The sequence below is a fragment of the Cellulosilyticum ruminicola JCM 14822 genome, assembly GCF_001311925.1.
In the GTDB taxonomy this organism is placed as follows: Bacteria; Bacillota; Clostridia; order Lachnospirales; family Cellulosilyticaceae; genus Cellulosilyticum; species Cellulosilyticum ruminicola.
Genome location: NZ_BBCG01000004.1, coordinates 52,833 through 72,818 on the forward strand (window position 1 = coordinate 52,833; position 19,986 = coordinate 72,818).

Consider the following 19,986-nt stretch of genomic DNA (forward strand, 5'->3'; position numbering starts at 1 on the left):
TATACTTGTTTATTATTCAATCATTAAATCATCAAATATATCTTCTAATTCATCTTGCTCTATCTTTGTTACATCAAAATCTGATGCTGTTCGCTCTTCACCTTTACAATGCAAACAATGTGAAATTACTTCTGTTGTATGCTTTCTAATTAAATCAAGTAAACTATCTATACTATCTTCAAATAATGGAATAGGATAATTAATTTCTACACAGAATTTACTGTTTTCTTCATAAGCTACTATATCCAAAAGCCAACTGCTCTCATATGTCTCATCTACTGTGATTACTGATCCTACACTTTGTACACCTATTCCATCTTTATTAATTCCCTCTTGCTTACCAATATAATTAAAACTAAATTCAGGTTTCACTTGTTCTAAAAGCATACGATCATCTATACTTAGCGTCTGATCAAATCGTTTTAGCAATTCAAAGCCTATACCATTCCTTGGTACCCCATTTACTGATTCCTTCACCCTTTTAATATTTTCACCAGTTTCTCCTGCTAGCTCAAATAAAACAGGGAATGTACTAGTAAACCATCCTACTGTCCTTACAATATCTATAGATTCATCGAATATTTCTCTACCATGTCCTTCCATATTTACTAAAATCGATGATTTTCCTAACCATTCACTAATTGCCTTTGTTAAAATGCTTAGTAATATATGTACTACTTTTGTATGATAAGCTCTATGAACCTGTTCTTTTAATGCTGTTGCTTCTTCACCTGCAATCCAACATGAAATAACTTTTCTATCCTTTTGACAGTAACGCCTATCACTAGAAGCAATATCCTTTTCAGATACTTTTCTTGATAAGTTACGCCAATAAGCTAAATCCTCTTTCAAATTACCTGCTTTAATCCATTCCTTCATTAAACTTATCCAGTCTGTAAAGGCTGTTGTTTTCATTGGTAATTTGGTATTACCATCTTTCAAGAGTGATATTAAATCTTCTAAAATAATATGCCAAGAAACAACATCTACTGCTATATGATGAATAGCTATAAATATTTGTTTTCTATTATCACCAAGTCCTGTAACAGCTACTATGAGAGGTCCTCCAAATAAATCAATTGATTCTTGAGCTTTAATTAAATAACGTTCTAGTTCTTCCCTTTTAAGATTCTCTGTTGCTTCTCTTACTTCATAGAAATTACCTTCATTTATTTTTCTTATATAAAGCCCTTCTCCTTCTGTTGCTGCTACTCTTAACATATCATGATGTGCACAAAGTTTTTCTAATGCACTTTCAATCTGTTGTTTATTAAAGTATTCATCATTAGAAATCATCATAGCTTGGGTAAAGCGCTTATTTCTATTGATTTCATCTTTTAAAAACCATTGTTGAATAGTACTCATTTCACACTTGCCAGAAATTTCTCCCTGTTCTGCAGTGACCTTAACAATCTTACTTTGATCTTCAAGTTTTTCAGCTAATTTTTCTATTGTCTGATATTCAAATATATCTGTTACACTAATAATATTGTTGAATTGTTGAAGTTTAGCAATAATCTGTATTGCCTTAATGGAATCTCCACCTAAAGCAAAGAAATTATCATCCATACTAATATTAGAAATACCTAAAACTTCTGACCATACTTTTTCTAAACATGCTTCTTTTTCATTTCGTGCACTAATGATATCTTCATGACTAATAATAGGATCTGGCAGCAATTTTCTATTAATCTTTCCATTTCTATTTAATGGCATTTTTTCTATAGGCACCATAAAGTTTGGAATCATATAAGCTGGTAATACATTACTAAGTGCATCTTTTAATAGCTTTTGATTTACTTCTTGTGTGTTACTATCTGGCACAAACCATAAACAAAGATTCTTGTGATTTTGCTCATCTGTATATATATTTACATAAGCTTCTTTAATATTGTCTTGTCTAAGTACAGCTGCTTCTATTTCTCCTAACTCTATTCTAAAACCACGAAGTTTAACTTGATTATCCAATCGCCCTAAATAATAAATTAATCCATTAGATCTTCTTACAACTAAATCTCCTGTTTTATATAAAACTTCCCCAGGTTTATAAGGATTTTCTATAAAGCGTTCTTTAGTTAATGCTTCATTGGCAAAATATCCAGCTGCAACTCCTGCTCCTCCAATATATAATTCTCCTGGTACATCTATCGGTTGAAGCTTCATATCATTATTAAAAATATACAATGTTGTATTAGATATACCTGTTCCAATAGGGATAGTGTCACCTGTTGGTAAGCAATCCACTACATAAGTTACAGCAAAAACTGTAGTTTCAGTTGGTCCATATCCATTTATAAGTCTATTAGGCCCTAATACTTCAAATGCTTTCTTTACATGATAAGCTGATGCTGCTTCTCCCCCAAATAATACCTTACGTGTATCCCTTAAACAATTTATGTCATAATCTACTAAGGCATTAAATAATGCTGCTGTTATAAAAAAGGTTGTTACTTTATAATCTCTAATATAATTAGCTAACTTTGTAATATCCATAACAACTTCTTTAGGTGCAATTACAAGTGTCGCACCATTTAATAATGCGCCAAAGATATCATAAACTGAACCATCGAAACAATAACTTGATAACTCTAAAAATATGTCATTTGGTGTTAAACTTACATAATTTGTATCCTTTACAACACGAATAACGCTTCGTTGACGGACTAGTACTCCTTTTGGTTTTCCTGTACTACCTGATGTGTAAATCATATATGCAAAATTATCACCACTTGTTGATATAGATAAATTCTCCTTATCCATATCTTCATCAATTTGATTCACATGTACGATATTTAATGCTGTATTACTATCATCTTTAATGAGTTCTTCTAAATTTCCATGTGTAAGTACTATGTGTACATTTGTCTGTCTTAAAAATCCCATCAATCGCTCCTTAGGATTTTCTGGATCTAGAGCAATATAATAACCACCTGCTTTTAATGTACCTAATATTGCTATAATCATTTCAAAAGAACGTTCAAATAACAATGCTACTGGTTCATTAGCCCTTATGCCATTTTTTACAATAATTCTAGCCACTTGATTAGCCTTTTCATTTAATTCTTTGAAAGTTAGTTCCTTATTTTCCATTCTAAGTGCAATCTTATTAGGTGTCTGCTCAGCATACTCTTCAAATAACTTAGCAATTCCTTTATCACCTGGATAATCTGTACTTAATCTATTCCATACATCTACTAATTGCATTTTCTCAGAAGCATTCATTATTTCTAATTCTTTTAAAGATACTTGAGTGTCCTTTATCATTTCCCCTAACAATGTCTCATAGCGATCTGCAATTCGTTCTACTGTTTCATGGTCATATAACATCTGTGAATATTCCCATTCCATTAAGAGTCCTTCTTCAACTTCTCGTGCTATAATTGTTAAGTCAAACTTAGCAGTATGTGAATCAAATGGTACTAATCGACTAGTATCCTTTCCTAATCCTAAATCTACATTTTGGAATACAAAGTACACATCAAATAATGGATTTCTGCCATTTATTCTCTCTAAATTTAATTCATCAACTAAATTCTCATAAGTAAATTCTGCATGGTCAAATGCATCAATTACTTGATTCTTTAAAATCTCTAGAAATGCTAAGAAGCTTTTTTCCATATCTATCTTCATAGGTATTGCTAATGTATTTACAAACATACCTATTAATTTTTGCATTTCTAAACGTGCTCGTCCTGCAGTAGGTGTTCCTATCACTACCTCTTGTTCTCCACTTAATTTTGCTAAGGCAATATATAAAGCTCCAATCAATACTGTAAATGGTGTTGTCTTTGTAGCTTGTGCTAAAAGTTTAACCTTCTTATATAATTCATTTGGAACAATGCGGAAGAAACGTGAACCTTTATAAGTATTACCTTTCTTTCTTGGCCTATCTGTATATAAGTTTAAAACTGGTATTTCATCTCTAAATTGATTAAGCCACCATTCTCTATGTGTTGCATAAGCTTGTTTTGATACTTGCTCATTAATCCACTTTACTGCATCTACATATTGATAAGAAAGTGGTGCTAATCTCTTATGATTAGATTTTGCTAAGTATTCTTCAATTAATACACCCATTGAAGTTCCATCGGAAATAATGTGATGCATATCTAACACAATATATGAAATTTCTTCATCGTATAGATATCCTACACGTATGAGAGGTGCTTTTTCTAAATCAAACGGTCTAACAAACTTTTCTATTGCTTGTTGTCTTACTTCATCATCTAAGAGATTTTTATAATAATAGCTTTCTGCATTAAACTCTACTTTTGGATGAATCCTTTGTACCATATTCCCATTTTCAAAATGGAATGAAGTTCTTAAGCTTTGATGACGTGCAATTAATTCTCTTACAATATTTTCTACTTCCTCAATAGTTTGTTGCTCTTCATTTTTTATAATTCCTGTGATGTTATAAGCAACTGAAGTTTTCATAATACTTGAAGATAAAAGCATACTCTTTTGTGATGAAGTTAATGGTACTACAATATCTTTTTCATATTTATTTATATTAACAAGCTCACTTTTAACTTCATCCTTCTTATTAAGTATTTCTTTTAATCCATATTGCGTACGTAATACTTCAACAAAATCCTTAAATACTGTCGATGTTAATATTAGTGAATACGGTACATCAACTTCACAAACACAATTAAGTATTTGTAAAATCTTAATTCCATTAATCGAATCCCCACCCAACATATAGAAATCATCTTCAAGTTTAATTTCTTCATATCCTAATGTCTCTGACCATAACCATGCAACAAATAATGTTAATTCATCTTGTTTATGATCTTCAGCAACCAATCTAGGTTTTGCTTTTTCAAATTCTTTTATTAGACTTTCTTTATTAAAGAAATCACTTTCATATGTTTCTTCTTCAACTTCAGTTATATGTGTCTTTGTTTCATCCCAATATCTATTATTCATAAAGGTTTCAGCAGGCATACTACAGCGATATACTTCTTCCTTTTGATACAATCTTACAAAATTAATGTCAGCACCATTTATATAATAACTAGCTAATTTATTTAACTTCTCTAAATAATTACTTGATAACTTATCCAATAGACCGTCAATACATTCATCTATTACCTGCTTGCTAACTACTTCTTTAACTTCATTATCTTGAGAAATTAACACTTTAAATATACCTGTAGTTGAATACCTTGACTGGCTTCTTCTACTTTATCTCCTTGTAATAATGAAATTAATGTTTTTAGTCCAGCTTTTAATCCTTTTAAATCATCACAAATAATAGCCGCTCTATACTTATAATGTTCTCTACCTGTTGCAGCTGTAAAACATCTATCACCAATAGAAACATGTGGTTGGCGTATTATACTATTTAGCTGTTTATATGCATCTTCTTTTAAAAGATCTATTGTACGTCCAGAAAGTACATATACTTCAGGCCTATTAGTAGACACTTTAGTTGGTTCAGGTGCTTCTTCCAATACGACATGACAGTTAGTTCCCGCTAAACTAAATCCACTTACCCCAGCTCGTCTTGAATGGCCATTACTTTCCCATTGCATTAAATGGTCAACTACATAAACCGGACTATTTATAAAATTAATATAAGGATTTGGTACTTTAAAATTTTTACTTGCAGGCAACATTTTATTTTCCATACATAATAGTACTTTAATAATAGAAGCCAATCCCGATACCCCAACTGTATGTCCAATATTAGTCTTTACAGAACCTATTCCACAAAACTGTTGCTTATTAGTATATTTTCTAAAAGCATCTGTTAATCCCTTAACCTCTATAGGATCTCCCAATCTTGTTCCAGTTCCATGTGTTTCAATATATGAAATTGTCTCTGGTAAAATTTTTGCTCTTTCCCACGCTTTAATAATTACATCATATTGTGCCTTAGCACTTGGCGCTGTTAAACCATTTGTCTTACCATCATTATTTGTTGCAATTCCTTTGATAACACCATGAATATGATCTTTGTCTTTTATAGCTTTATCAAGTGGTTTTAATAAAATAGATGCTGCACCTTCACTCCACACTGTTCCATTTGCTTCCTGATCAAATGCGCGTACTACTGAATCTGGAGACTGTGTCTCCTCATTAATACCAGTTGGATAAAATAAAAGATTTATTCCCCCTACTAATGCTGTTTCGCAATCACCTTCTTTTAATGCTTTTACAGCATGGTCAAGCGCTAAAAGGCTAGATGAACAACCGCTATCAACTACTAATGCTGGCCCTGTTAAATTAAAAAGATACGCTATTCGACTAGCTAAAACACCTGTCCATGACCCCATTATCGCTGTAAAATCAGTGTTAGAAAGATAAGATAAATATGAATTCATTAAGCGATGAGAATGGTCATTTCCAACAAAAACACCCATATTACTACCCTTGATTTGACTTCGACAATATCCAGCCTCTTCAATCGCTTCAACAAATATCTCTAGCATTATACGATGATACGGATCCATATTTAATGCCACAGCCGGTGGAATATTAAAATACTCTGGGTCAAATTTATCTACACTCTCTAAATATCCTCCTTTTAAAGTTCCCTTAGTCTTTTGACCAACACGCTCATAATCTTCTCTTCTTTGTTCTGGAAATGTACCAATAGATACTTTGCCAGACACCAGATTGTCCCAGAATTCTTCTGGGCAATCTGCATCTGGAAATCTGCATGATATTCCTATTATGGCAATATCATCTGATTTCTGTTCTTCCTGTTTTTTAGGCGTATCTGCAGCCTTATTTATTTCTTTTAAAAATTGCTTAACAATTTCAGGAGCTAATTCTTTCTCTTTAACTTTTAATAAAAGAAAGTGTAATAATTCTTTTTTTATATCTATCTTCTCATCAGGCATTATACTTCGCTCCCTTCATCCATCAATAGAGCTTCTAGTTCTGCTTCACCTAATTCACCTTTAATAAGTTCTCTTAGTTCACTATCAAAAATAACATCTTCATTATTATCATTTGCCTCTATATTATTTTCTGCTAATTTTCCATCAATGAATTCTGAGAGTTCGGCAACTGATGGGTAAGAGAATAAATCTGATATATCTACTACCCCATTAAATTGTTCCTCTAACAATTTAATAAGTTCTGTTGCCATTAATGAGTTTCCTCCCATATCTTGAAAACTCGTATACGCATCTATATTAGATTCACCTAATACCATTGAAAAAATATAACCTATCTTTAACTGTGTTTCAGTTAAATTAGCTAAACCTGTAATATTTACTTCTATTTGTTCTCCATTTGAATTATCTGCTTTTTCTTCAATATCTTCTAATCTCTTCTCAATATCTAATCCAAGTTTAAAAGGTAATTCTTCTTTTGCATTCTTTAAAACTTTTTCATTAAATTGAGTAGGGATAACGAGACGTCTAGGCTCTGCAATAAATTTTTCTAATAGATTTAGACCATCTTGCATTTCAATATGTTTAAATAAATTCTGACTTTCATCTATATCAAAATCTACAGACATACCACTTCCATTCCAGCTTGGCCAGTTAACTGCACATACATTGCAACCTTCTTCTTCACCTAAATTCACTAGCGCATCCATAAATGCATTACCTGCACAATAATCTCCTTGTCCTTCACCACCTGTAAGTGCTGTAATAGATGAGAATAATGCCAAGAAACTTTCTTTTTCCTCTCTTACTAAGAGATATAAATTCATGGCACCATTTATTTTAGGCTGGGTAACTTGTAAGAACTTATTATCTTCTTTATTCATTAAGAAACCTTCTCCGGCTACACCAGCAGCATGATAAATACCTAGAAGTTTGCCATATTTAACTTTTAATTCTTTACCTAAATTCACTACATCATCACTATTAGTTACATTTACTACTTGATACTGTAATGTATTAACTTTTCTCTTAATATTTAGTAGTCTACTGTATGTCTTCATCATTTTATTTGAAGTATTAGTAGATTCATCTAACCACTTATCCTCAGATGCAATCTCTCTTCTACCTAACAGAACTATATTAACTTTTCCTCGTTCTGTTAAACGCTCAGCAATTGAAAGCCCTATTCCACCAAGGCCACCTGAAATAACATATACACCATCTGTCTTTACTTCAAACTTACTTTCTCCTTCAAATGTATAATCTTCAATAACTTGTTCATAAACTCCTGATAAACGAAGTGCTCTAAGTCCATCGCCACTGTAATTAATGCATTCTTTTGCTACTTCATCCATAGTTATACCATTAGCTATCTCTATTTGATCTACCTTTAAGGCACTATATTCTTGTCCCATAACGCCTGCTAATGATAAGGTTGCTGCTGATAATGGCATAAATAAATTCTCGCTACCATCAACTTTCCAAGTTTCTCTACCTAAGACCTTAAGTCCTGCTGTTAACTTTATACGACGCTCCATAACTAATTTATAAACTTTAAATAATGCATCTACTCCTAACATTTTTGCTTTATTTAAAGCTGCACTAGAATTCATTATCTCCGTACACTCTTCATCAGTAGTAGTATAATCTACTGCAAAAATAATACCCTTTTCATTATTTTCTACTAATCTATCTAGTATACTATTTAGCCCCTCTTCATTTGGAGCAAATACCTTTTCATTATCCCCTACTTCTTCTAAATAATAATTTGTAAGAGATACTCCAGCTTTCTCTAATGCTTCTGTAAGCTGTTGACTTCTTTCTCCTCTTCTACTAATCATTGCCCACTTACTATTATTTGCTACTTGTTCTTGCTTCTTTCTTTCTTAATTTGCCACTTCATTTGTAATACTTCTGATTCATTTATTGCTTGTCCAAAATCGACATTATGAACTTTTTTAGTTGTATAATCAGTTACTCTAGCAACAACATTACCTTGTTCATCTAATAAATCTACATCATAAGTCATTGTTTCTCCACTTAAATCTTTATTCTCTTGTAAATGGATATAGCTATAACAAATAGCAGGTAATGCATTGTAATATTCAAAATGCTTATAAGTAAATGGTAAGAATGTTTCTCCTGTATTTTGACTAGTGAAGTTAATAGCATTATCTAACATTGCTGGATGTAAGCCTAATATATTTAACTCATCTTTAAATTTATCATTAATTCTAAGTTGTACTAATACATCATTTCCAATGTTCCAATATGCTGTTACATTATTCCAATGCTCTCCAAAATTAAATACTGTTGTATCTCTTTCTTCATCAAATGAGATTACTTCTTTCTCTCCTTGTGATTTCAAATATGTTAAATCTCTATTTAATTTAGGCAGTTCACCTTCTAATTTAAATATTTTTCCTTCTGTATGTGGTCTCCATTGACCTTCTTCATTACAACTTTCAATATTAAATTGGAGTCCATTATCTATTCTTTTTCCTCTTATTCTTGCTAATACATGTTCTCCCTTAGTTACCATAAGTGGCATTAAGAAAAAGACATCCTTAAAGACCATTTCTTTTTGTCCTAATATTTGTTCTCCCACAAATCTTGCCATTTCCAAATATGTAGTTCCTGGAACAAGAGGTTGATGTTTTATCTGATGATCTGATAATACCCACTGATTTTCTACTTCAAAAGTAGTTTCATAACAGAAATCAAACGCCTTATCAACTATTTCATGATGAACTAATGGATGTAAATTAGCCTGAATGCTTCCTTTAACTTGTGTTATTTTAGGATTTGCCCAATATCTTGTTTTTTGTAAAGGATAGGTTGGAATAGATACTCGTTTACATTTTTCATCTTCATAGTATTTATACCAATCAATTTCTGCACCTTCTATATATAACCTACATACCTCCATTAATTGCTCAAGTGGATATCCCTTTTGTAAATAATCACTTAATTTAAACATAGCTAATTCACTATGATTTTTGCACTCCCTGGCACTTATATCACCTTGTTCTAATAACTTCTTCTTGTCACTAACAATATTATGATATCCTATATATATTTGTTTACCTGTATAGTTAAGGTTTTCTAATGTTAATGCTTTATTTATACCTCTAATCATTTCCTCTTTTGTAGAACCTATAAACACCGCTCTATATGCATAATGACCACGTCCAATATTAGATGTATAGCAAATATTCATGAGAGACTCATTTGTTTCTTCTATAAATGTAATATATTTCTTTAAATATGCTTTAAATGACTCTGGATTTTTTGCACTAATGGTCAAACAATAATATGGTTTATTACCATTTTCACTTACTTGTTCAGGTGCTTCTCCTACTACCATATGACAGTTGGTTCTACTAAATCCAAATGAGTTAATTGCTGCATATCTCTTTCCTTCAACAGCTTCCCATTTTTGCATTTTATCACTTATATAAATGGGACTTTCCATGAAATTGATATAAGTATTAGGTTTATTGAAATTAATAGTAGGTACAATTTCTTTATGCTTCAATGACAACACAACTTTCATCAAAGAAGCCACCCCTGAAGCAGCTACCATATGCCCCATATTAGTTTTCAAAGAACCAATAGCACAAAATTGATTTTTCTTTGTGTAATGCCTAAACGCATTTGTTATACCTTTTATTTCTATAGGATCTCCTAATATAGTCCCTGTTCCATGAGCTTCAATATATGAGATAGCTTCTGGTGAAATACCAGCCTTTTCCCAACAATCTAAAATAACCTCTTCTTGTGTTTTTGCACTTGGTGCAGTTAAGCTATTTGTACAACCATCATTATTAATTGCACTTCCTTTGATAACTGCATGAATATTGTCCCCATCCTCTATAGCTTGTTTAAGGGTTTTAAGTACAACCATACCTGCCCCCTCTCCCCAAACAGTACCATGAGCTCTATCATCAAAGGTTCTTATGAAACCATCTCCTGATTCTACATTCGCCATATTAGCCCCTAAAGCATATTGTGATTTAATTTCTCCTGTAGGCATTAAATTTATACCACCAGCAATAGCTATATCACATTCTTTTATTCTAATAGCTTGAATAGCCATATGTATACTAACAAGTCCAGCAGAACATGCTGTATCGATTAACATACATGGTCCTTTAAAGTCAAAAAGATAAGAAATTCTACTTGCTAATATACTCTCCCAAGATCCAGTAAGCTGCATTTGATTTGGCTCTGAAAATTGTTTGTAATAAGTATAGTTTGTTCCATCACGTCCAATGTATACACCTGTTCGACTTCCTTTTAAAGCATCTCCACCATATCCTGCATCTTCCATAGCTTCCCATGCTACCTCTAAAGCTATGCGTTGATTTGGGTCCATATATGTTGCTTCATTAGGGGATATTCCAAAGAATGCTGAATCAAATTTGTCTACTTGATCTAAGTATCCTCCTAATTGATGAACATCTTGCATCTCTTTTTTAGATAGTTGCTTACACCCCATAAACTCCGTATAATAAGGATTTTGCATAATAACTTCGAAGTCTTTTACTCTTTCTTTAGGAAATTCTCGAATACAGTTAATTTCTTTTTCTAGTAATGTCCAAAATTCATCTAAGTTAGATGCCTTTGCAAATCTTCCAGCCATACCAATAATTGCAATATCCTCATATTGTTCTTGACTATTTTTGCTAAGCTTCATAATAAATTGCTTCGCTTCTTCTTTCGATAACTGCTGTCTTGCCACTTGTGATAATATATACTTTTTAATTTGCTCCATATACTTTATCCCCCTATATTGCTAGCTTGTACTATGATTGAACATTTATTTCAAAAATACCTTTAGAGCTGATTCTTCTATTGTCATCTTGCCACTTGCTACAAGTTCTAGTATTTCATCTAAATCCTGTTCCTTTTGGATTGCTTCATCTTTGCTACTATCATTTTGATTACGTTCATCGTTTTTAACTTTTTTAACCTGTACTTCCTGAACAGGGTTGCCTTTCTGTCTTAAATATTGAGCTTGTTCACCAATTGTTGAATACGTAAATAAATCTGCTACTTCCATTTGTCCTGGATAAACTTTTTCATATTCAGACAATAGTTGAGAAATAAGAAGTGAATTTCCACCCAAACTATTAAAATCATCTTCAATATCAAATTGATTCATATCTAGTGTATTAGCCCAAATTCTAGCAATATTTAACTCAATTTCATCAGGTTCTTGCACTCCTACAAGCACCACTTCATTTTCATCTTCTTGCCACACCTTATGACTTATTTCTTTAGTTTCAGGCGCTACAACCTTCATTTTCCCTGGCATAATAACAGCTGGCATTTTATCATCCATGACTAATATATTCATCAATAACTTAATCGCCTCATCCGTATTCACTGGTATAAATAATTCTTCTTCATCTACAGCATTCATACGTTTAGCCATACCAACTTCTCTCCAAGCTGGCCATTCTATACTGCAAACAGGTAAATTGATACTCTTTCGATATCGTGCTAACGCATCTAAAAACATATTTGCAGCCACATAATCAGCTTGTCCTGGTTGTATATCTAACGTTGCTATACTTGAAAAACTAATAAACCATCTCAAATGATCTTGTAATGTAGCTTTATGCATATACCACGCACCACTTGCCTTAGGTTGATAAACATTATCAAACACATCTCTAGATTTATTAATTATAAATCCATCTCCTACATTACCAGCCAAATGCATTACACCGATGATTGGCCCATACTGACTTCTTACTTTCTCACATGCTTCTAAAACTTCATTTTCATTACTCATGTTTACTGGAAGTACTTTAAAAACTTCTAGCTTATCTTTTAGTTCTAAGAAATCTTCATAACGCTGACTAATCTTCTCATCTTGACTATCAGTTTTAATGTAATCCCATTCAGCTTCATCTGGCACATTTTGTTTTCCAAATAATACAATTTTATTAATTCCATTACTAGCTAGAGCCTTAGCAATTGTTCTTCCTAATTCTCCTGTCCCACCAGTGATAATCATTACACCATCAACTGTTGTTTCTAATTTATCCACCTTTTGAGATAAAGTATTATTTTCAATTTGTGGTACAAACATTCTATTTTCCCTATATACTATATATCCTGCTCTATCCTTATTTACTATTTCATTAGCTAATAAACTTATAGATACCTCTTTATCACAGTCTATACATCTTAATGGCATATGACTTAATTCTTTTTCCATTGTACGATTAAAACCACTTAATGCTGCTTGTCCTGGATGAATTATTTTATCCTCCATTGTAAATACTCCATTTTGTGTTAATAACACTAAACCTTCATTTACTTTTAGACGTAACGCTAACCATTTTTCATGAACTCAAAGCCCTTAATAAGTGCCTCGTCTGTAAAATCACATTCTACAGATGGTGTCCATGCAAAAATACCTATATCTATCTTTTGATTTACAAGCTCTTCAAGATCATCACTTGTCTTAAAAGGCACTTTTATTATTTCATTACGTCCTTTATAGACTTCTATTAGTTCATTAAATAATCTAGGTGCCTTTCCAATAAATGCAATAGTTTTTCCTTCTACTTCTCTATAATTTGTAACTTCTGATTCTAATTTATAAACTTCACTATATCCATATAAATCACTTTGCTTATCTACTTTAAATAAATTACTATCTGAAGTTGATTTAATACAGTAGTTCGTTACCTCTACTACAATTTCCCCATCTGGTGCATATAGATTTACATTGAATACTTGTGTTTTCCCGCCTTTTTCACCTTTTATTTTTGTGATTTCAAAGAATACACGCTTAGGTAATTTATTGTATACTGTTAATTTTCCATAAGATAATGGTAGATATAGCTCACTTTCACTCATAAAGTTATTCGCACCATTAATTCCTACATCCATTAATGAAGGATATATATAATATTTCTTTGCATCCTCTTGAAATTCTTCTGGTACAGCTAATTCTATTAAGAAATGAGTATGTTCTGAGTTCATCCATCCATTTTTATAGCATTCATCCCATCTTTTGCCTAAATAGAGTCCTCTTTTTATATCATCATTTCGTTCTACTGGCATAATTTGATTTAAACTATTTTTTACTTTTGCTAAATCTACCTTTTTAGGTGCTTTCATATACTCATTTACATTATTTATAAATACACCTTCACCATGTTGAATCCATTCATCTGTCACAGTAGAACTTACAAATCTAAATCTTCGTTTTCCATCTTCGTCTTCTATTAATGTATGTAACTTACGTATTTCATCACCTACTGTTGTAAACGGTGCTCCAAACATAATATTAGTAAAGGTAAGTGGAAAATCTCCTTGTTCTTTTAATCCTGCTGCTACCAACATTTCCACGTATGTTGTTCCAGGTAAAACTGCATGGTTATTGATTTTATGCTCATCTAGTTCCCAATGAGACTTGGTTGAAAAGTCACCTGCGTAAATTTTATGACCTACTACATTAGCGATTTCTTTTCCTAATAAATGATGTGTTGTCAATTTACTTTGGTATTCTCTTTTCTTGCCAACCTTTCCCCAACAATGCACATGCTCAAACGGATACGTTGGTAATGAAATACGATGTTGTTCTTGATTATTAGTTAGTACTCTCCAATTTAAATCTGCACCTTTAACATAGCTCTTTGCCCATTCATTTAGAACTTCTTCCATATGTTTATCGCCTTTTTCTCTCAATACTATCTTAGCATTTATCTCTAAATTTTGAGCTTCTGCTTCTGTTAAATCATACTCATATTTTTTATTTCCTTCACTGGCAACAATACGATGACGCCCAAAGTAAATACCTTCTATAGGTAATGAATTTTCATCCATCCTAACAAACGCTCTAAGTTTTTTACATAATTCTTTGCGACTATTAAATACCACGCCTAGACGTACCTCATAATGTAATCTCCCATTAGCTGCTGTAAAAACTGTATCAGTTAAATCCACCTGTTCATTTTCTAAATATTGACTATAATTAATAGCCAATTGTTTTAATGCAGATAGTGATTTTGCACTTAATGGTAATACTATTGCTTTTTCTTCAGCGTCATGTGTTTTTTCATTTTTCTTTGATGGTGCTTCTTCTAAAATCAAGTGACAATTCGTTCCACTTAAACCAAAACTATTAATACCTGCTCTTAAAGTATCATTTGTCTCCCAAATACTAGTTTGAGTATTTACATAAACTGGTGATTCTACAAAGTTAATCTTTCTATTAGGCTGCATGAAATTTATACTGGCTGGTATCATTTTATGTTGCATTGCTAAAATGATTTTTGCGATGCCTCCTAATCCAGAAGCATGATCAAGATGACCTATATTAGTTTTTAATGAACCAATCGCACAAAACTGCTTTTTATTTGTAAAGTGTTTAAATGCTTGTTGAATGCCTTTGACTTCTATAGGATCTCCCAATGGGGTAGCTGTTCCATGTGCTTCTATATAACTAATACTTTCTGCTGATACATTAGAATCTTTAATAGCTCTTACAATAAGTTCTTCTTGGGCATTAGCATTTGGAGATGTTAAGCCATTAGAAGTACCATCTTGATTAATTGCTCCACCTAATATAACAGCCTTTATGTCATCTCCATCTGCCATTGCATCATCTAATCCTTTTAATACAAAAGCAAATGTTCCCTCTGCTCCACCTGTTCCTGCACATCTTTCATCGAATGTTCTAGTATGTAAATCTGGTGCTTGAATCTCTTTAATATCTTTTACACCGATATCTAATCCTGCTTCTTTTTTAAGTGGTACCAAATCACATTTGACTGCCCCAACCAAAGCCATTTGACATTCATTATTTTGTATAGCTCGGCATGCTGTGTACATTGCAACCAATCCTGATGAACATGCTGTATCAATTAATAATGCTGGTCCTTTAAGATCAAGATAATATGCTATTCTACTAGCGATAATAGATTTAACATTAGCTGCAATTGCAATGTCTGGTACCTCTGGGGTTAATGTCTCTAAACGCGTTTATATTCTTCTCCAAAGTCTGAAGAAAATCCTACAAACACACCTGTATTACTTCCCTTAATACTTTTTCCACCATATCCTGAATCTTCTAATGCATGCCATGCTGTTTCTAAGAAGATACGTTGATTAGGATCCATGTGATTAGCTTCTTGCTGAGCAATATTAAAAAAACTACAATCAAACCCAGCTACATCTTTAAAAAAGGTTTCTTTTAAATAATTATCTTCATCTAATTTTTCTGTTATTCCCTTAGCAGCAACTAGCTTCTCTAAATCTTCCTTACGATCTTCTGAGAGTGAGCCAATACCTTCTTTACCTTTTACTAGTAGTTTCCAAAACTCTTCTAAGTTTTCTGCATTTCCAACCTTTCCACTCATTCCAATGATTGCAACTGCCTTAGATTTATTTACTACCTTTTTCTCTATTACTTTGCTCTTAACATTTAATTTACATGCTGATAAATCATCAAGTTTTAAGCTTTCTAATTTCATCAGACGTTTTTCCATTATCTCACTCCTCTTTTAGTGATTCGTACTCTGGAAATAATGCTTCACTCTCTGAGTACTCTAGAATTGATTTAAAACGTTGTTTTTGTTCTTCTACTGAAACTCCTTTTGTATCAAAGATAAGTTTTAATAATTCTAATGCTTGTCTCATCTCCACTTCATTAGGTTTTCTATCTTCTTTTGCTACTTGATCAAATATAGATGTAATTGATTTATAAGGTTTTACTACTCCCTCTGTATATGCCTGTTCATCCCAGTTTGTATTACGCGTTGCCACTGCTGCCCCTAAACATAATCCTATTAAATTTGGCATTTGTTTTTTCACTTCTTCTATACGCGCTAATGCTTTTTGAATACCTTCTAAATCTTCTTCTTTTTCATAAGCATAAGCTTCTACTTGCTCTATGTTACGATTAATTAATTTCTTTAATACATCCTTAGGTCCTACTTCTATCCATAATTTAGTTCCTAATTCATCTAATTTTTGTACTACTGTACTCCAATGTACAGGGCCTGTTAATTGTTTAATAAGTGCCTCTCTTATATCATCATCATTTGTATAAAGTCTTCCTTCTAGGCCACACATAACCGGTATCTTCATTTCTTTTATTTCTACTTCATTTAAAACTTTACTAAGTTCTTCAGCTGCGCCTAACATATATTTACTATGAAATGCACCACTGACATTGAGGCTAACTACTTTTGCTCCTGATTTTGTAAGATATTCTCCTACTTCTTTGAGTCCCTCTTTGCTACCTGTTAATACAGTTTGATAAGGTGCATTATAATTAGCTATTTCTACATTCATGCTTTCTAAATCTATTTCCTTTAATAAGTTTAAAACATAATCTACAGATAATTTAGTAACTGCACTCATTCCACCTTGAGTACATTTTGCCATAGCTTGTCCTCTAGTATAGACAATACGTACACCATCTTTAAAACTGAAAGCTCCTGATGCAGCTAATGCTGATAATTCACCAAGACTATGCCCTGCTAAATAATCCGCCTGTACATTTTCCTCTTTTTGAATAACTTCAAACATAGCAAAGCTTAATACAAAAATGGCAACTTGTGCATTTTGTGTCTGTACTAAGTCTTTAGTTGGTCCTTCAAAACATAGCTTAGCTAAATCAAATCCTAATATTTCTGATGCTTCTTCAAATCTTTCACGAACTGACTCATATTTATCATAATATTTTTTTCCCATTCCAACATATTGGGATGCTTGGCCAGGAAATATGATTGTAACTTTATTCATAATCTTCCTCCTTAATATTAAACATACTGTATAGTAAATTCATAAATTGACCTATAAATTGTTCTAATGCATCTTTGTTTAATCGATTGCTATATTTAAATACTATATTTTCCTGCTGCTTATCTATGCCTATCATAATGTCAAAGTAATCACTCATTTGATCTGCCATTTCTTTTTCATTTAATACAGTACAGGCTCTAATTTCTTCACATTTATCTAATACAATATCTACATTTGCAAGTGTATAATGCTTAACCTTATGTATTTCTTCAAACACTTCATCTAACGTTTCATATGCATTGAAATCAAAAGAAACAAGATCTAATTCCCCATTTTGATTACTAAACCATACTGGTAACATATTCATATTTCCTACTTTATTTAGACAAACCGCAAATAATGCACCTATGATTCCTTGTACATTTAAGTGATATGTATTACCTATTTGTTGCATACTTTGATTTAGTTTATGTTCTAATGCAACTTGTAAGCAGCCCTCTTCTCCGTTATTTATCTCTATCCACTCTGGGCTTATACTAAACGTACCTATATGGCTATCATTTTTCATATTAGATTCAATAAATTGTCTTTGCTTAATGATTGTTGGATTAGAGAATAAATCTGTTACTTCAAATATTCCTTCAAAGTCTTGTTCAAGTTCTGCTTGCATAAGAACTAAGTTAAATGAGTTTCCTCCAATATCAAAAAAATTATCATTTAATGCTATATCTTGATCACCTAATATTCTTTTCCAGATAGCTACTAATTTTTTATCTATTGGATTACTTATGTCCTCTTTTATCTCTTCTTTTCTCTCTGGGACAGGTAATGCATTTCTATCTACTTTTCCGTTATATGTCTGAGGAATCTTTGGAATTTCCATAAGTATAGCTGGTACCATATAATCTGGTAATTGGCTTCTTAGCCATTCTTTAACTTCTTCAACTTCTATCTTTCCTTTTTCAGCACTACTAAAATATGCAACTAATATCTTATTACCTGGTGTTAATTCATAAATATTGGCTGCTGCATTACTAATGCCTTGATAATTCTTGATTACCTGTTCAATTTCCTCAAGTTCTATACGATATCCTCTTATTTTTACTTGGTTATCTGCTCTTCCTAAACATACTAATTCACCATTTTCCCATTTTGCTCTATCCCCTGTGCAATACATTCTGCCTTCACCAAAAGGATTCTTTATAAATCGTTCATTAGTTAAGTTAGCATCCCCTATGTATCCTCTTGCTACACCTTTCCCACCAATCCATAAATCACCTTCTACAAGATTAGGTACTAATTGTTTACGTGCATCTAAAATGTAAATTTGTGTATTTGCAATAGGCAATCCTATTGTTACATCTTGAGAATAAGTTAGCTCTTTACAAGCAGACCATATACATGTCTCTGTTGGTCCATATACATTAAATATTCTTAAATTCTTATACTCTTGTAATGTACTTAATAGATGATTTGGAAATGCTTCGCCACCAACTATTAATGTATTAATATGCTGTAAAACTTTACGGCTCGCCTCTTTATTAGTACATAAAAGTTGTAATCGCGTAGGTGTTATTTGTAAATAGTTTACGTTTCCTGCACATACTAAGTTTGCAATTTTTTCTGGGTTAATTACCTCATCTTCTTTACCTAAAACGATACACCCTCCATGTGCTAAGCAAAATACTGTTTCTAGTAGGAATATATCAAAAGAAGCCGTTGTCATACATGCAATTCTACCCTTTTCTTGATACTCTAAACTTTCTTTCATTCCTACTATAAAATTAGCTAATGCACCTTGTTCGATAGCTGTACCTTTAGGCTTTCCTGTAGATCCTGATGTAAAAATAACATAAGCTATATCAACTACTTTACTTTCATAATTAACTTCTTGTATATTAGGCACCTCTTGAACATCATTAATATCTATGCCTACTATATCAAGCTCTCTGAAGTTACCTAATATTCCTTTTCTACTATATATTAAATACTGTGCTTGACTTTTTTGGAGCATATAACTTAATCGTTCTTCTGGAAAGGCTATATCCAATGGTAACCATGTAGCTCCTATAGTCTGTATAGCTAATAATGTTGCAATTAAATCTGGTGTACGTTCTAATAACATAGCAACAACTTGTCCAGATTTTGCACCTTTACTTACCAAATAATTAGCAAGTACATTAACGCGTTCTTCTAATTCTGCAAAGGTCATCTCTCTATTTTCGAACCAGATAGCAGATTCATTACTATATTTCTCAAATGCATCTGAAATAAGCCCTTTTGCCGTTATTCCTTCTACATTTGGTGAAATTCCTTGCCCTTGTTCCAATAATTCCATTTGTTGCTCTTTTGAAAGATA

The 19,986-nt window shown here is 32.1% G+C and carries 9 protein-coding genes; all 9 read right to left on the reverse strand.

The window, feature by feature from the left end; translation table 11 throughout:
- Window positions 1-12: 12 nt before the first annotated feature.
- The 9 genes from JCM14822_RS02480 to JCM14822_RS02520 are packed head-to-tail and all read right to left on the reverse strand — an operon-like array spanning window position 13 to window position 19,965.
- Window positions 13-5,145, reverse strand: a complete 5,133-nt coding sequence (locus tag JCM14822_RS02480; protein WP_054739337.1) for a non-ribosomal peptide synthetase — start codon at window positions 5,143-5,145, stop codon at window positions 13-15.
- Window positions 5,139-6,854: a type I polyketide synthase gene (locus tag JCM14822_RS02485; protein WP_054739339.1), complete on the reverse strand. Its 1,716-nt coding sequence runs from the start codon at window positions 6,852-6,854 to the stop codon at window positions 5,139-5,141. The genes JCM14822_RS02480 and JCM14822_RS02485 overlap by 7 nt, the downstream gene beginning before the upstream one ends.
- On the reverse strand, window positions 6,854-8,692 hold the full coding sequence (locus tag JCM14822_RS02490; RefSeq protein ID WP_054739341.1) for a beta-ketoacyl reductase: 1,839 nt from the start codon (window positions 8,690-8,692) through the stop codon (window positions 6,854-6,856). Before JCM14822_RS02490 ends, JCM14822_RS02485 begins: the two co-directional genes overlap by 1 nt.
- 20 nt (window positions 8,693-8,712) lie before the next feature.
- Window positions 8,713-11,628 carry a type I polyketide synthase gene (locus JCM14822_RS02495; protein ID WP_054739343.1) on the reverse strand — a complete coding sequence of 972 codons (2,916 nt, stop codon included), beginning with the start codon at window positions 11,626-11,628 and terminating at the stop codon, window positions 8,713-8,715.
- Between the two features lie 45 nt (window positions 11,629-11,673).
- Entirely contained in the window at window positions 11,674-13,140 is a 1,467-nt protein-coding gene (locus JCM14822_RS02500; RefSeq protein ID WP_054739345.1) for an SDR family NAD(P)-dependent oxidoreductase, read from the reverse strand.
- A gap of 59 nt (window positions 13,141-13,199) precedes the next feature.
- Window positions 13,200-15,824, reverse strand: a complete 2,625-nt coding sequence (locus JCM14822_RS02505) for a type I polyketide synthase (RefSeq protein ID WP_306307281.1) — start codon at window positions 15,822-15,824, stop codon at window positions 13,200-13,202.
- 26 nt (window positions 15,825-15,850) lie between these two features.
- Entirely contained in the window at window positions 15,851-16,366 is a 516-nt protein-coding gene (locus JCM14822_RS22380; RefSeq protein ID WP_054739347.1) for a beta-ketoacyl synthase N-terminal-like domain-containing protein, read from the reverse strand.
- 4 nt (window positions 16,367-16,370) lie between these two features.
- Window positions 16,371-17,627 carry an ACP S-malonyltransferase gene (gene fabD, locus JCM14822_RS02515; RefSeq protein ID WP_054739348.1) on the reverse strand — a complete coding sequence of 419 codons (1,257 nt, stop codon included), beginning with the start codon at window positions 17,625-17,627 and terminating at the stop codon, window positions 16,371-16,373.
- Window positions 17,620-19,965: a non-ribosomal peptide synthetase gene (locus tag JCM14822_RS02520; RefSeq protein WP_172674751.1), complete on the reverse strand. Its 2,346-nt coding sequence runs from the start codon at window positions 19,963-19,965 to the stop codon at window positions 17,620-17,622. Before JCM14822_RS02520 ends, fabD begins: the two co-directional genes overlap by 8 nt.
- Window positions 19,966-19,986: the final 21 nt, after the last annotated feature.

Bases quoted from the DNA above. Each gene is read 5' to 3' on its own strand.
- JCM14822_RS02485 (WP_054739339.1), bottom strand. From the start codon at position 6,854: ATGCCTGATGAGAAGATAGATATAAAAAAAGAATTATTACACTTTCTT.
- JCM14822_RS02490 (WP_054739341.1), bottom strand. From the start codon at position 8,692: ATGATTAGTAGAAGAGGAGAAAGAAGTCAACAGCTTACAGAAGCATTA.
- JCM14822_RS02495 (WP_054739343.1), bottom strand. From the start codon at position 11,628: ATGGAGCAAATTAAAAAGTATATATTATCACAAGTGGCAAGACAGCAG.
- JCM14822_RS02500 (WP_054739345.1), bottom strand. From the start codon at position 13,140: ATGGAGGATAAAATAATTCATCCAGGACAAGCAGCATTAAGTGGTTTT.
- JCM14822_RS22380 (WP_054739347.1), bottom strand. From the start codon at position 16,366: ATGGAAAAACGTCTGATGAAATTAGAAAGCTTAAAACTTGATGATTTA.
- fabD (WP_054739348.1), bottom strand. From the start codon at position 17,627: ATGAATAAAGTTACAATCATATTTCCTGGCCAAGCATCCCAATATGTT.
- JCM14822_RS02520 (WP_172674751.1), bottom strand. From the start codon at position 19,965: ATGGAATTATTGGAACAAGGGCAAGGAATTTCACCAAATGTAGAAGGA.